Annotated in this window: 13 protein-coding genes; 7 read left to right on the top strand and 6 right to left on the bottom strand. The window is 61.4% G+C overall.

The genetic code is table 11. The features are described from left to right. The first annotated feature begins 1 nt into the window (after position 1). From BLW55_RS19570 to BLW55_RS19540, 7 genes are all read left to right on the top strand, one after another. A complete protein-coding gene (locus BLW55_RS19570) occupies positions 2-757 on the top strand; it encodes an ATP-binding cassette domain-containing protein (RefSeq protein WP_007009155.1) in 756 nt (251 codons plus the stop codon). A gap of 256 nt (positions 758-1013) precedes the next feature. Next, on the top strand, positions 1014-2078 hold the full coding sequence (locus tag BLW55_RS19565; RefSeq protein WP_090330106.1) for an ABC transporter ATP-binding protein: 1065 nt from the start codon (positions 1014-1016) through the stop codon (positions 2076-2078). A gap of 124 nt (positions 2079-2202) precedes the next feature. Further along, positions 2203-3519 carry an ABC transporter substrate-binding protein gene (locus BLW55_RS19560; RefSeq protein ID WP_090330105.1) on the top strand — a complete coding sequence of 439 codons (1317 nt, stop codon included), beginning with the start codon at positions 2203-2205 and terminating at the stop codon, positions 3517-3519. A 74-nt stretch (positions 3520-3593) separates the two neighbouring features. Continuing rightward, a complete protein-coding gene (locus BLW55_RS19555) occupies positions 3594-4523 on the top strand; it encodes a carbohydrate ABC transporter permease (protein WP_090330104.1) in 930 nt (309 codons plus the stop codon). A gap of 11 nt (positions 4524-4534) precedes the next feature. Further along, a complete protein-coding gene (locus BLW55_RS19550; RefSeq protein WP_025029380.1) occupies positions 4535-5437 on the top strand; it encodes a carbohydrate ABC transporter permease in 903 nt (300 codons plus the stop codon). Between the two features lie 26 nt (positions 5438-5463). Next, positions 5464-6360, top strand: coding sequence for an L-threonate dehydrogenase (ltnD, locus tag BLW55_RS19545; RefSeq protein ID WP_090330103.1), 897 nt, complete (start codon positions 5464-5466; stop codon positions 6358-6360). 130 nt (positions 6361-6490) lie between these two features. Continuing rightward, positions 6491-6931 (top strand): PACE efflux transporter, encoded by a 441-nt coding sequence (locus tag BLW55_RS19540; RefSeq protein WP_007009162.1) that lies wholly within the window; start codon positions 6491-6493, stop codon positions 6929-6931. A 3-nt stretch (positions 6932-6934) separates the two neighbouring features. Here the strand turns inward: BLW55_RS19540 and BLW55_RS19535 are convergent, their stop codons facing one another. The 6 genes from BLW55_RS19535 to BLW55_RS19510 form a co-directional block, all read right to left on the bottom strand. After that, a complete protein-coding gene (locus tag BLW55_RS19535; RefSeq protein ID WP_025029379.1) occupies positions 6935-7858 on the bottom strand; it encodes an NAD(P)-dependent oxidoreductase in 924 nt (307 codons plus the stop codon). Between the two features lie 21 nt (positions 7859-7879). Then, on the bottom strand, positions 7880-8722 hold the full coding sequence (locus tag BLW55_RS19530) for a fumarylacetoacetate hydrolase family protein (protein WP_090330102.1): 843 nt from the start codon (positions 8720-8722) through the stop codon (positions 7880-7882). Positions 8723-8749: 27 nt separating this feature from the next. Then, the gene (locus BLW55_RS19525; RefSeq protein ID WP_007009165.1) at positions 8750-9484 is read right to left on the bottom strand and encodes an SDR family NAD(P)-dependent oxidoreductase; all 735 of its coding nucleotides are present in this window, start codon (positions 9482-9484) and stop codon (positions 8750-8752) included. A 125-nt stretch (positions 9485-9609) separates the two neighbouring features. Next, positions 9610-10488: a GntR family transcriptional regulator gene (locus BLW55_RS19520; protein WP_244509192.1), complete on the bottom strand. Its 879-nt coding sequence runs from the start codon at positions 10486-10488 to the stop codon at positions 9610-9612. Between the two features lie 46 nt (positions 10489-10534). After that, positions 10535-11521: a D-erythronate dehydrogenase gene (gene denD, locus BLW55_RS19515; protein ID WP_090330101.1), complete on the bottom strand. Its 987-nt coding sequence runs from the start codon at positions 11519-11521 to the stop codon at positions 10535-10537. Between the two features lie 41 nt (positions 11522-11562). Then, positions 11563-13380 carry an IlvD/Edd family dehydratase gene (locus BLW55_RS19510; RefSeq protein WP_090330100.1) on the bottom strand — a complete coding sequence of 606 codons (1818 nt, stop codon included), beginning with the start codon at positions 13378-13380 and terminating at the stop codon, positions 11563-11565. Positions 13381-13416 lie beyond the last annotated feature (36 nt).

Raw genomic sequence — 13416 nt, 5'->3', positions numbered from 1 at the left:
AATGTCCGCGAATTCGGAAACCATCACCAGCCCCGTTCTCGAATTGAAGAACATTCACAAGGCGTTTGGCGGGGTTGTCGCCATTCAGGATTTCTCGCTCGACCTGAAGGCCGGTGAAATCGTTGCGCTGGTCGGCGACAACGGTGCCGGCAAGTCGACGTTGATCAAGATCATCTCCGGCGTGCATGCCCCGACCTCGGGTACCATCCGGCTCGATGGCGAGGCGGTCAGCTTCTCCGATGCCAGCATGGCGCGCTCCAGCGGCATCGAGGTGGTCTATCAGGATCTGGCGCTGGCCGATCTTCAGCCCGTTTACATGAACCTCTTTCTCGGGCGCGAGAAGGTGCGAAAGCCTTTCGGCATGCTCGACCGCCGCGCGATGATGCAGGAAACGCAGGCGCTTGTTGACGAACTGGACGTCCGGATTCCATCGGCCAATGCGATGATCCGCGATCTTTCGGGCGGGCAGCGGCAGGGTGTCGCGATTGCGCGGGCGACACACTGGGCCACCAAGCTGATCCTGCTCGACGAGCCGACCGCCGCGCTCGGTGTTGCCGAAACGGCCAAGGTCGAGGAAATCGTCCAGTCGCTCAAGGCCCGCAATCTGGCGATCCTCATCATCAGCCACAGCCTCGACCAGGTTTTCCGCCTCTCGGACAGGATCTGCGTCTTGCGCCGCGGCAATCAGATCGGCGTGCGCGAAACCGCGAAAACCGACAAGAACGAGATCGTATCCATGATCACTGGCCTCGCCTGAGGCAGTTCGCCGCCGGGTGCCCGCACCCGGCGCGGCAGGCGTTTTCATTGCCCTTCACGACCTGAATCCATTCGCACGGCGCGATGCGTAAAGCACCGCGCCGTCATCTTTTTGTCCGGCCGCTTCGCGATGCATACGTTATTGAGAAGGTGCCGGATTTTACAAACTTCCTGATGTTCCTTGTTTTGCATGTTGCGCTCCATTCGGATTGAAGCCACTATGCAACAATGAATACATTAAGGAGGGAGGAGCCTTAATGGCCACAGTGAAGTTTCGCGATGTCCGCAAGGCGTTCGGGCAGGTGGAAGTGCTGCATGGCGTTTCGGTGGATATCGAGGAGGGGCAGTTCGTCGTTCTGGTCGGACCGTCCGGCTGTGGGAAATCGACCCTGCTGCGCATGCTCGCGGGGCTGGAGCACATCACCTCCGGAGACATCGTGATCGGCGACCGGGTGGTCAACGCGCTTCCGCCCAAGGAACGCGACATCGCCATGGTGTTCCAGAATTATGCGCTTTATCCGCACATTACCGTGGCCGAGAACATGGGTTTCTCGCTCATGCTCAAGGGGGCGTCAAAGAGCGATATCGAGGCGAAGGTTCGGCCGGCGGCGGAAATTCTTGGCCTGACGCATCTGCTTGACCGCTATCCGCGCCAGCTTTCCGGCGGCCAGCGCCAGCGCGTCGCCATGGGGCGCGCAATCGTGCGCAACCCGCAGGTGTTTCTCTTCGACGAACCGCTGTCGAATCTCGATGCAAAGCTGCGCGTTTCCATGCGCTCGGAAATCAAGAACCTGCATCAGCGGCTGAAGACCACGACAGTCTATGTGACCCATGACCAGATCGAGGCCATGACCATGGCCGACAAGATCGTGGTCATGCATGACGGCATTGTCGAGCAGGTCGGCGAACCGCTGGAGCTCTATGATCGCCCGGCCAATCTTTTTGTCGCAGGCTTCATCGGATCGCCGGCGATGAACATGACACCGGGCATGCTGGCCGAGGGTGAGCCCGGCATTTTCGTGACAGGGCAGCGGCAACGCATTGCGGTTGCCAATGCCGGGGCCGCGAAGCCCGGTCAAAAGCTCATCTGCGGGATCAGGCCCGAGGCAATCCATCTGCGTGGTGATGTCGCCCTGCGGGTGAAGGTGGTGGAGCCGACAGGGTCTGAAACCCATGTCGTCGCCGAGCTCGACGGCAATGAGATGACCTGCGTTTTCCGCGAGCGCATCAAGGCCGGGCCGGGTGACGAACTGAAGGTCTCCATCGATCCGGAGGCAATCCATCTCTTTGATGCGGAGGGAGGACAAAGGCTCTCGGCATGATCGGATTGGCGCTGCCGGGGAGGGCGGCGTCAGGACGGGGCGTTTCAGCGCCCGGCGTTAATGCGGCAGTCAACCGCTTTGCGGCATCGGGAGGATGCACGCAGATTTGAGGAGGAGACGTGCAATGACGATCAATCGCAGGAGATTTCTTTCAGGCACGGCGGGTCTTGCCGCCGGTGGCCTTTTGGCGGGAACGCTGGGAACACGGCATGCGCTGGCGCAGGCATCGGCATCGATGTTCACGCCGGAAGAAGGCGCCACGCTCCGCCTTCTGCGCTGGGTGCCTTTCGTGACAGGCGAAGAGGAGGCCTGGAACGCCAACACCGCCGCTTTCACAGAAGCGACGGGCGTGGAGGTGCGGATCGACCAGGAAAGCTGGGAAGATGTGCGCCCGAAAGCGGCGGTGGCGGCCAATGTCGGCTCCGGGCCGGACATGGTGATGAGCTGGTTCGACGATCCCTTCCAGTATCCCGACAAGCTGGTGGATGTGACGGATCTGGCCAATGCGCTCGGCGAGGAGCATGGCGGTTGGTATGAAGGCCTTGAGGGCTACGCCCGGCAGGGCGACAAGTTCATCGCCATTCCGCTCTGCGCCATCGGCAATGCCGTTTGCTATCGCGACAGCCACATGAAGGCCGCCGGGTTCAGCGAGTTCCCGCAGGATACGGACGGCTTCCTCGAACTGTGCAAGGCGATGAAGGCCAATGGCACGCCGGCCGGTTTCCCGCACGGCAAGGCGGTTGGTGACGGCAACAACTACGCCCACTGGCTTCTGTGGAGCCATGGTGGCATGACGGTGGATGAGAGCGGCAAGGTGGCGATCAACAGCCCCGAGACGAAAGCGGCGATCGACTATGCCAAGGCGCTCTACGAGACCTTCATTCCGGGCACGGAAAGCTGGCTCGACATCAACAACAACCGCGCCTTCCTTGCCGGCGAGGTGTCGCTGACGGCCAATGGCGTCTCTCTATACTATGCGGCGACCAAGGACGAGGCCTTAAAGGAAATCGCCGAGGACATCCGCACCACCAATCTACCGGTCGGTCCGGTGGGCAAATCGGTGGAGCTGCACCAGACCTCGACGCTTTCGATCTTCAATCACTGCAAATATCCGCAGGCGGCCAAGGCCTATCTCGCCTTCATGTATCAGGCCGACCGCATGAATGCGTGGCTGGAAGGTGCGAGCGCCTATTGCTGTCAGGCTCTGAAGGGCTTCGAGAGCAACCCGGTGTGGACCTCGAACCCGGTTCACGCGCCCTATGCCAAGGCTTCGGCTTCGCTGCGGCCCAACGGCTATGCAGGCCCGCTCGGACCGGCATCCGCCGGTGTGATGGCCGACTATGTGCTGGTCGACATGTTTGCCGAAGCGGTGACGGGACAACGCACGCCTGAAGAGGCAATCGCCAACGCGGAGCGGCGCATCGCGCGCTACTACCGCTGATGGACAGGCGGCGCCGGCTGACCGTCGGCGCCGCTCCTTCATGCAGGTCAGTATCAAGAAAGGCAGGATGACCCATGCAGGCCAAGCCCGCGCGTTCTTTTTCGATCCTGGGATGGTTTCTGGAAAGCCGCAACGGGCTCGGACTACTGTTCATGCTTCCGGCAGCGGTGTTTCTTCTGTGCTTTCTCACCTATCCGCTGGGTCTGGGCGTGTGGCTCGGGTTTACGGATGCGCGGATCGGACGCGAGGGCATTTTCGTCGGGCTCGAAAACTATATCTGGCTGTTCGACGATCCGGTGTTCTGGCTCTCCGTTTTCAACACGATGCTCTACACCGTGGTGGCTTCGGTGTTGAAGTTCGTGCTGGGGCTCTGGCTGGCGTTGATCCTGAACCAGCATTTGCCGTTCAAGACGTTTTTTCGCGCGATCATCCTTCTGCCCTGGGTGGTGCCGACCGTGCTTTCGGCGCTGGCTTTCTGGTGGATCTACGATTCCCAGTTTTCGATCATTTCCTATGTGCTGATGAATCTCGGTGTCATCAGCGAGCCGATCAATTTTCTTGGCGACCCGAACACGGCACGGGCTTCCGTGATCGCCGCCAACGTCTGGCGGGGCATCCCCTTTGTGGCGATTTCGCTGCTGGCCGGGCTGCAGACCATTCCGCAATCGCTCAATGAGGCGGCGGCACTGGATGGCGCGACCTCGTGGCAGCGCTTTACCAAGATTACGCTGCCGCTTCTGACGCCGATCATTGCCGTGGTGATGACGTTTTCAGTGCTATTCACCTTCACTGACTTTCAGCTCATCTATGTGCTGACGCGCGGCGGGCCGGTTAACGCCACCCATCTGATGGCAACGCTTTCGTTCCAGCGCGCCATTCCCGGCGGGCAACTGGGTGAGGGTGCGGCGATTGCCGTGGCGATGATCCCGTTCCTGCTGGCGGCGATCCTGTTCTCCTTCTTCGGATTGCAGCGCCGCAAATGGCAGCAGGGCGGCGGCGACTGAGGAGGACGGCCATGAGCGAGATCATCCAGAACACAAAACAGGCCGGCCTTCACGACGATTCGGAAGGCATGGAGCAGTTCAACACGCTGCCGCGGCGCATCGTGACGGTCTATCTGCCGCTCGCGGTGTTCGTTTTCGTGCTGCTGTTTCCGTTCTACTGGATGGCGATCACCGCCATCAAACCGGATTACCAGCTCACGGATTACAAAAACTACAGCCCCTTCTGGGTGATCGAGCCGACGCTCGAACATGTGAAGTTCCTGCTGTTCGAGACGTCTTATCCGGGCTGGCTGTGGAACACGATGCTGGTGTCCTTTGCCTCGACCTTCATCTCGCTCGCAGCGTCGGTTTTTGCTGCCTATGCAATCGAGCGCGTGCGGTTCACGGGCGCGCGGGTGACGGGGTTGATGATCTTTCTCGCTTATCTCGTGCCGCCATCCATCCTGTTCATTCCGCTGGCTTTCATCGTTTTCAAAGTGGGCATTTTCGATTCACGTCTTGCGCTGATCCTCACCTATCCGACCTTTCTGATCCCGTTCTGCACCTGGCTTCTGATGGGGTATTTCCGCAGCATTCCCTTCGAGCTGGAGGAAAGCGCGCTGGTGGACGGCGCGACGCGCTGGCAGATCCTCACCAAGGTTATCCTGCCGCTGGCGGTGCCCGGTCTCATCTCGGCCGGTATCTTCGCGTTCACGCTGTCCTGGAACGAGTTCATCTATGCGCTGACCTTCATCTCCTCGTCGGAAAACAAGACAGTGCCTGTCGGTGTGCTGACGGAGCTGGTGCGCGGCGACATTTATGAATGGGGGGCGCTGATGTCGGGCGCTTTGCTTGGCTCCCTGCCCGTGGTTATCCTCTATTCCTTCTTCGTCGATTACTACGTCTCGTCCATGACGGGTGCAGTGAAGGAATGATAATTCCGGTCTTTTGGGAGTGAGCGATGCGGGTGATGGTGGTCGGCCTCGGGTCGATGGGAATGGGGGCGGCTCTTTCACTTGTGCGTGCCGGGCACGAGGTTTTCGGAGTGGACCCGCGCTGTGAGGCCCGTGCGGAACTTCGCTATGCGGGGGCCAGGGAGACCGGGCCGCGGGGGCTCGATTTTGCCTGTCGTGTCGAGGCCGTGCTGATCCTCACCGTCAATGCCGAGCAGGTGGAAAGCGTTCTCTTCGGAGAGGCGGGCATAGCCGGAAAGTTGCCGGCGGGAACGCCTGTCATGATCTCTTCGACGGTCTCGGCGGACGATGCGCGCCGTTTTGGCACGGACCTGGAGCAGGCGGGGCACATGATGCTCGATGCACCGGTTTCGGGTGGGCCGGCCAAGGCGCGTGAGGGCGCGATGACCGTGATGGCGGCAGGGTCGGAGGCTGCATTCGACAGGCTCGCACCGGTGCTTGAAGCCATCGCCGAGCGGGTTTTCCGCATTTCCGACCGGATAGGCGATGGCGCGGCCGTCAAGGTCATCCACCAGCTTCTTGCAGGCGTTCATATCGCTGCCGGCGCTGAAGCCATGGCTCTCGCCTCACGGGCAGGCATCCCGCTCGAGACCATGTATGAGGTGGTCACCAATGCTGCCGGCAATTCCTGGATGTTCGAGAACCGTATGCGCCATGTGGTGGACGGGGACTACACGCCACGATCCACGGTCGATATTTTTGTAAAGGATCTGGGGCTCGTCACGGACGCTGGGAGAGCGCTCGGGTTTCCGCTGCCGCTTACCTCCACCGCCTATACGATGTTCGCCTCGGCAAGCATGGCCGGCTACGGACGATGGGATGACAGCGCCGTCATCAAGATGTTTCCCGGTATCACGCTGCCGGGCAAGAATCCCGAAGAGTAGACGTCTGAGAGTGTCAAAAATCACTCTTGCATGATCCCCGAGTGCACCTATATTCCGCTCGAAAGCGAGGACGACCTCCCCCATTCAGGGAATCATGTCGGGACGGCCCGAGGACCAGATGGGGAGCAGTATGCGCACCGCTGCAGATCGTATTCGCCATGCCATCAGCTTCGAGCTGATTGCCCTTCTAATCGTTACACCGGCCGCTTCATGGTTGTTCGGCAAGCCCATGTTCGACATGGGTGTCGTTGTCATTGTGAGCGCCACGATCGCCACACTGTGGAACTATGTTTACAATCTCGGCTTCGATCACGCGCTGCGAAGGCTCACCGGCAGTGTACGCAAATCCGTGCCCGTTCGTGTCGTCCACGCGCTTCTGTTTGAAGGCGGGCTTCTGATGGCCCTCATGCCCACCACGGCATTGTTCCTCGGTGTTCCGGTGCTGGACGCATTGTTCGTCAACGCGTCTTTCGCGGTGTTCTACCTGGTATACGCCTTCGTGTTTAACTGGGCATATGACGTGATCTTCCCGGTGTCCGAGAAGCCAGCTTCCGCAGCGCACAGCGCCTGATCGTCATGCCTTGAGCGGCGGGGCGCTGGTTTCACCCGTGCCCAGCCGCTTGCCGGAATTGATGGCTTCGAGCCAGAGAAGATAGGCAGCGTGATCGTGGCGGCCCATCTTCATCTCATGGGCCAGCGTGTGGAATGCGTCGCGGGTTTTTTCCGTCAAGGGAAGCGAGAGCCCGGCACTGCGGGCCACTTCAAGCGCATTCTCCAGATCCTTGAGCTGCAGTTCAAGCGGGCCGCCGGGCACGAAATTGCGTTCGACCATCCGTTCGCCGTGCAGCTCCAGAATGCGGGAGGTGGCAAAACCGCCCATCAGTGCATCGCGCAGTGCGGCCGGATCGCAGCCACCTTCCTGCGCCAGAAGCATCGCCTCCGAAACCGCACCGATGGTCACGGCGACGATCACCTGATTGGCGAGCTTGGCGACCTGACCCGCACCATGAACGCCCACATGGGTCGCGCGACCCATGGCGGACAGAAGCGTCTCGGCCTCTGCAAAATCGGAAGCTTCGCCGCCGGCCATGATGGCGAGCGTTGCCTCGATCGCGCCTTTCTCGCCGCCCGACACCGGCGCGTCGAGATGCCGGTGCCCCGTCTTTGAAAGTGCATCGGCGTGGTCGCGCGCGACCGCAGGCTGGATTGACGACATGTCGATGAAAAGCGCGCCCTTCGGTGCGGCTTCCACGATGCCGTTCTCACCGAAATAGATCTGGGTGACGATGGGTGAATTGTCGACCATTGTCACGACGGCATCGGCGCTGGCGACGGCTGAGCGGGGATCATCAACGACGGTTGCAACGTCTGAAAGGGCCTCCGCCTTGGCGCGCGTGCGGTTCCACACGGTGAGACTGAAACCCGCCCTGGCAATGTTTCGTGCCATGGGAGCACCCATGATGCCGGTGCCGATGACGGTGACGTTTTTGATGCTCATGGCGGGCTCCAGTTTTTCGGTTCAGGCCTGAACGACGGTCTGGCGCTGTTCGCCAAGTCCGGTGATGGAGAGCGTCATGACATCGCCAGCCTTGAGATATTGAGGCGGTTTCATACCCATGCCGACGCCGGGCGGTGTGCCGGTGGAGATCACGTCACCGGGCATCAGCGTCATGAACTGCGAGAGGTAGGAAACGACATGCGGCACGTTGAAGATCAGCGTGTTTGAGTTTCCGGTCTGGCGACGCTCGCCATTGACGTCGAGCCACATGTCCAGATTGTGCGGGTCGGCCACTTCATCGCGGGTGACGAGCCAGGGGCCGAGCGGGCCGAACGTGTCGTGGCTTTTGCCCTTGGTCCACTGTCCAGAGCGCTTTGTCTGGAAGTCGCGCTCGGAAACATCGTTCATGATGGCGAAGCCCGCGACATGATCCATCGCTTCGGCTTCGCTGACATATTTGGTCTTCGAGCCGATGATGACGGCGAGTTCAACCTCCCAGTCGAGCGCCTTTGAACCGCGCGGGAGTTCGACATCGTCGTTCGGGCCGCAAAGGGCATTCAACGCCTTGGCGAAAACGATGGGTTCTTCCGGCGGTTCGGCGCCGGTTTCGGCGGCATGGTCGGAATAGTTGAGGCCAATGCAGATGATCTTCTGAAGGCCCGCGACACAGGGGCCCAGGCGGGGATTTCCATCGACGGCCGGAAGGGTCTGCGGATCGATGGCGCGCAGCCTGTCGAGGCCCGCCGGCGAAATGACGTCGCCGGCAATATCGTCAACGACGCCGGAAAGATCGCGCAGGGTGCCATCGGCAGCGAGCATGCCCGGTTTTTCCCGACCTGCCGGACCGTAACGCAACAGTTTCATATCGGTATTCCTCTGTGCTTGCCTTGATCAGTAGACGGCGCGGCCGCCCGAAATGTCGAACACACCGCCTGTCGTGAAGGAGCATTCCTGCGAGGCGAGCCACGCGATCATGGCAGCCGCCTCGGCCGGTTCGAGAAAGCGCTCGAGCGGAATTTTCGACAGCATGTAGTCGATGTGTTCCTGGCTCATCTGGTCGAAGATCGGGGTGCGGGCCGCCGCCGGGGTAAGGCAGTTGACGATGACGCCGGTTTTGGCGAGCTCCTTGCCGAGCGATTTGGTCAGCCCGATCAGGCCGGCCTTGGAGGCGGAGTAGTGCGAGGCGTTGGGATTGCCTTCTTTGCCGGCTATGGAAGCAATGTTGACGATGCGCCCGTAGCCGCGTTCGATCATGCCTGGCACGAGTGCGCGGCAGGTGAGATAGGGGGCGACGAGATTGACCTCGACCGTGCGGCGCCAGATATCGGGCGCCAGTTCCCAGGTCTTGCCATTGCCGCCGGTGATGCCTGCATTGTTGACGAGAATGTCGATCGCGCCGGCTTCCCGTGCGGCGTCGTTTACGGCACTTTCGTCGGTGAGTTCCACCACACGGCCAGATGCACTGCCTCCCAGCGCGTCTGTTGCCCTGTCGAGGTTCGCGGCATTGATGTCCCAAAGAACGACCTCTGCGCCGCTTGCAATGAAACGCTCCGCGGTTGCGAGCCCGATGCCCTGCGCCCCGCCTGTGATGATCGCCCTCCGTCCGGCAAGATCGATCTGGTTCATGAACGGCCCCTCCTCATTCTGTTCCGTTCGCTGTCATCGCACAGACGCGGCAAAAGGACAATGTATACATTGTTATCCGGTGCTGATGCGGCTGTCGCGTGGCTCCACCTGACTGCAAAAATGCCCTATTGGCTCAGCGGGAATGTCGCCTGCCGGCGCAGGAGGGAGACGAGCTGCTCGTCGGCGCGATCGCGGTGCTGCTGATGGAGGCGGGTTGCCTCCTCTTCGTTTCCCGCCGCGATGGCGGCAAGGATTGCGCGGTGTTCCCGGTCTGAAACAATCGGCAGGGGACGCAGTTTTATAATCGCGCGACGGGCGTGGTATTGCAGGTCCCAGAGCTGCCGCAGCATGGCCTGCAGGCGCGGGTTACCGCAAAGGCCGACCAGTTCGGAATGAAACTCGTCATCCAGCTCGGACCAGGCTTCAATGTCGCCTCGCTTTGAGGCGCGTTCCATCTGCGTGAGGATGCCGTCGAGGCGCTCATGGTCGGCCGCCGTGATGCCGCGTCGCGCCGTAAGCTGCGCCGCCTTGACCTCGAGGGTCGAAAAGACCTGGTAGATCTGTTCGATCTCTTCGACCGACAGCGACTTGACGGTGATGCCGTGGCGCGGTCGCACATCCACAAGCCCTTCTTCCTCAAGCCGTATCAGCGCTTCGCGCACGGGTGTCCGGCTGAGCGAAAGAAGGCTCGCAACCTCGGTTTCCAGAAGTGTGGTGCCGGGCGGCAGCCGCCCTTCCAGAATGCGGAACTTGAGCTCGTGATACGCCCGGTCGCGTGCCGGCATCTTGGCGATGCCCTGCAGGCTCGGGCGCGGGCGTGACGCCGCCTGCGCATCGGCGCTCCTGCTTGCCGGTTTCCGTCCTGCGGTTCCGACCTTTCTGCGCTCGCTCGTGCTCAGCACCCCCTCCATTTTTGCCCGGTGCGGTTCAGCCCTACCGGCGATGGTTGGCAGATATCCACTGTCATGTCCAAGCGCATGGGCGTCATCATACCGGTTCTTCACAGGCAAGGATGTCGTCGGCCAATCGTCTTCGGCCGTTTCAACCCCTTTATTTGCGTGCCTCTTCGTCAGCGATGTGCGCGCGTATGATGGAATCGAAATCCCGGTCGGCCGTGAAACCGGCTTCCTGCGCGCGCCGGGCGATGAAATCACGCGGCCAGCCATCCACGATCGCGGCGATCTGCGGATCGTGCCTGCGCTTTATATGGGCCACGACGTCATGGCCGGCAACGCGTGCGAGGGCCTCCATCATCTCCGCAATGGTGACGGAGAGACCGGGCATCGTGAGGGAACGCCGGTCTCCGAGCTGCGCAAGGTCCATGGTGCCGGCATGCAGCAGGAAACCCACCGCAGCATCAGGGCTCGCCACCCAGTGGCGCACATCGTCCGAGACCGGCAGGATGGCATCCTGCCCGGCGAGCGGCTCGCGGATGATGCCGGAGAAGAAGCCGGACGCAGCCTTGTTGGGCTTGCCGGGCCGAACGACAATCGTGGGCAGGCGAATACCGATCCCGTCTATGAAACCCTTTCGTGTATAGTCGGCCAATAGAAGCTCGCCAATTGCCTTCTGGGTTCCATAACTGGTGAGCGGGGCCCGGAAGAACTCGTCGTCGATCTTGTCGGGGAAGGGTGCGCCGAAGACCGCGATGGAAGAGGTGAAGACGAGGCGGGGCCGGTAGGAGCCTCCTCCATTTTCGCCCCGAAGGCGGATGGCTTCAAGCAGATGGCGCGTGCCATCCATGTTGATGCCGTAGCCCTTCTCGAACGCGACCTCGGCCTCGCCGGAAACGATGGCCGCCAGATGAAAGATGACATCGGGCTTTTGCGCGATCAGCCCCTCGACGGTTTTTGCATCCGCGATATCGCCGGCCTGCGCCTCGATCTGAATGCCATTGGCCGGGGCGAGCGGAGCTTCGACCACATCGAACGCGTGAATGGTTTCTATGCGTTCGCTGCCGAGCTTGCCATCGGAGAGCAGCTTTTCGGCCAGCCGGCGACCGACCATGCCGGCGGCTCCGATAATCAGGATGCGCATGCGGGTTCCTCCTCCCTGTGGCGTGTTTTCGACGGTTTGCTTCAGTGGTTGTCGCGCGGGACTGGCGGCATGTTGCCGTCCTTTCCGCCCTGTGCGAGCCGCTGGTAATTGACGGCGGGTTCCAGCACCATGCCGGCTTCGAGCTGGGCGACCATGCCGCGCTGGATTTCCTGCCAGGGCGTCTGGTGCGCGGGATAGGCATATCCCCCGGCCTTCTCCAGCCCTTCGCGGCGCCGGTCCAGTTCTTCATCGGAGGTGAGAATGTTTGCCGTGCACTTGTTCAGATCGATGCGCACGCGGTCACCGGTTTTGAGAATCGCAAGTCCGCCATTGGCGGCCGCTTCCGGCGAGGCGTTGAGGATGGACGGCGAGCCCGATGTGCCGGACTGGCGACCATCGCCGATGCAGGGCAGAGAGGTGATGCCGCGTTTGATGAGGTAATCGGGCGCGCGCATGTTCACCACTTCCGCCGCGCCCGGATAGCCGATGGGTCCCGCACCGCGCATGAAAAGGATGCTCTTCTCATCGATGGCGAGTGTCGGATCGTCGATCCGCGCGTGATAATCCTCCGGCCCGTCGAACACGATGGCGCGACCCTCGAAGGCCATGGGATCGTCGGGGTTGGAAAGATAGCGATCTCGGAACTCGTCGGAGACGACCGAGAGTTTCATGATGGCGGAATCGAACAGATTGCCTTTCAGAACCCGGAAGCCTGCATTCTCCTTGAGAGGGTTGGCGAAGGGACGGATCACCTTCTCGTCAGCGATGGCGGCATCGCGGCAGTTCTCGCCAATGCTTTTGCCGTTGACCGTCAGGACATCCTCGTTGATGAGCCCGACCGACATGAGCTGATTGACAACCGCCGGCACACCGCCGGCATGGTAATAGTCCTCGCCCAGATATTCGCCTGCAGGCTGGAGGTTCACCAGGAGAGGCACGCTCTCGCCATAGGTCTGCCAGTCGTCGATGGACAGTTCAACGCCCAGGTGGCGGGCGACAGCCGTCAGGTGGATGGGGGCGTTGGTGGAGCCGCCTATGGCGGAGTTGACGCGGATCGCATTGATGAAGGCTTCGCGGGTCATCACGTCGCTCGGCTTGATGTCTTCATGAACCATGTCGACGATGCGAAGGCCGGTGCGATACGCCATTTCCTGCCGGTCGCGATAGGGCGCGGGGATGGCTGCGGAACCGGGCAACTGCATGCCGAGCGCTTCGGCCAGCGAGTTCATCGTGGTGGCCGTTCCCATCGTGTTGCAATAGCCGGTGGACGGCGCGGAGGAGGCGACGAGCCGCACGAAACCCTCATAGTCGATCTCGCCGGCAGCCATCATCTCGCGTGCCTTCCAGACGATGGTGCCCGAACCCGTGCGCTCACCCCGGAACCAGCCATTGAGCATCGGGCCCACCGAAAGCGCGATGGCCGGGATGTTGACCGTGGCTGCCGCCATGAGCAGCGCCGGCGTGGTCTTGTCGCAGCCGACGGTGAGCACGACGCCATCGAGCGGATAGCCGTAAAGCACTTCCACGAGGCTGAGATAGGCGAGATTGCGGTCGAGAGACGCTGTCGGGCGCTTGCCGGTTTCCTGGATCGGGTGAACGGGAAACTCGATGGCGATGCCGCCGGCCTCGCGAATGCCTTCGCGCACGCGCTTCGCCAGTTCCAGGTGGTGCCGGTTGCAGGGCGAAAGATCGGAGCCGGTTTGGGCAATTCCGATGATGGGCTTGCCGGATTGCAGTTCTTCCTGCGACAATCCGAAATTCAGGTAGCGCTCCAGATAAAGCGCTGTCATATCCGGATTGCCCGCATTGTCGAACCACGCGCGTGAGCGCAGGGAAGAGGCTTTGGGATTGTTGCTCATGTCGTCTCCGGATATTCGATTGCGCGCCTATTCTAG

The organism is Nitratireductor aquibiodomus, from assembly GCF_900105565.1.
GTDB lineage: Bacteria > Pseudomonadota > Alphaproteobacteria > Rhizobiales > Rhizobiaceae > Nitratireductor > Nitratireductor aquibiodomus.
Note: the sequence above shows the minus strand (reverse complement) of the source record. Positions and strands in the feature narration are given on the sequence as shown.

What these genes read in the sequence shown, in the direction of transcription:
- BLW55_RS19510 (WP_090330100.1), bottom strand. Translation starts at nt 13,380, where the DNA reads ATGAGCAACAATCCCAAAGCCTCTTCCCTGCGCTCACGCGCGTGGTTC.
- BLW55_RS19560 (WP_090330105.1), top strand. Translation starts at nt 2,203, where the DNA reads ATGACGATCAATCGCAGGAGATTTCTTTCAGGCACGGCGGGTCTTGCC.
- BLW55_RS19565 (WP_090330106.1), top strand. Translation starts at nt 1,014, where the DNA reads ATGGCCACAGTGAAGTTTCGCGATGTCCGCAAGGCGTTCGGGCAGGTG.
- BLW55_RS19525 (WP_007009165.1), bottom strand. Translation starts at nt 9,484, where the DNA reads ATGAACCAGATCGATCTTGCCGGACGGAGGGCGATCATCACAGGCGGG.
- BLW55_RS19550 (WP_025029380.1), top strand. Translation starts at nt 4,535, where the DNA reads ATGAGCGAGATCATCCAGAACACAAAACAGGCCGGCCTTCACGACGAT.
- BLW55_RS19570 (WP_007009155.1), top strand. Translation starts at nt 2, where the DNA reads ATGTCCGCGAATTCGGAAACCATCACCAGCCCCGTTCTCGAATTGAAG.
- BLW55_RS19535 (WP_025029379.1), bottom strand. Translation starts at nt 7,858, where the DNA reads ATGAGCATCAAAAACGTCACCGTCATCGGCACCGGCATCATGGGTGCT.
- BLW55_RS19555 (WP_090330104.1), top strand. Translation starts at nt 3,594, where the DNA reads ATGCAGGCCAAGCCCGCGCGTTCTTTTTCGATCCTGGGATGGTTTCTG.
- denD (WP_090330101.1), bottom strand. Translation starts at nt 11,521, where the DNA reads ATGCGCATCCTGATTATCGGAGCCGCCGGCATGGTCGGTCGCCGGCTG.
- BLW55_RS19540 (WP_007009162.1), top strand. Translation starts at nt 6,491, where the DNA reads ATGCGCACCGCTGCAGATCGTATTCGCCATGCCATCAGCTTCGAGCTG.
- BLW55_RS19530 (WP_090330102.1), bottom strand. Translation starts at nt 8,722, where the DNA reads ATGAAACTGTTGCGTTACGGTCCGGCAGGTCGGGAAAAACCGGGCATG.
- ltnD (WP_090330103.1), top strand. Translation starts at nt 5,464, where the DNA reads ATGCGGGTGATGGTGGTCGGCCTCGGGTCGATGGGAATGGGGGCGGCT.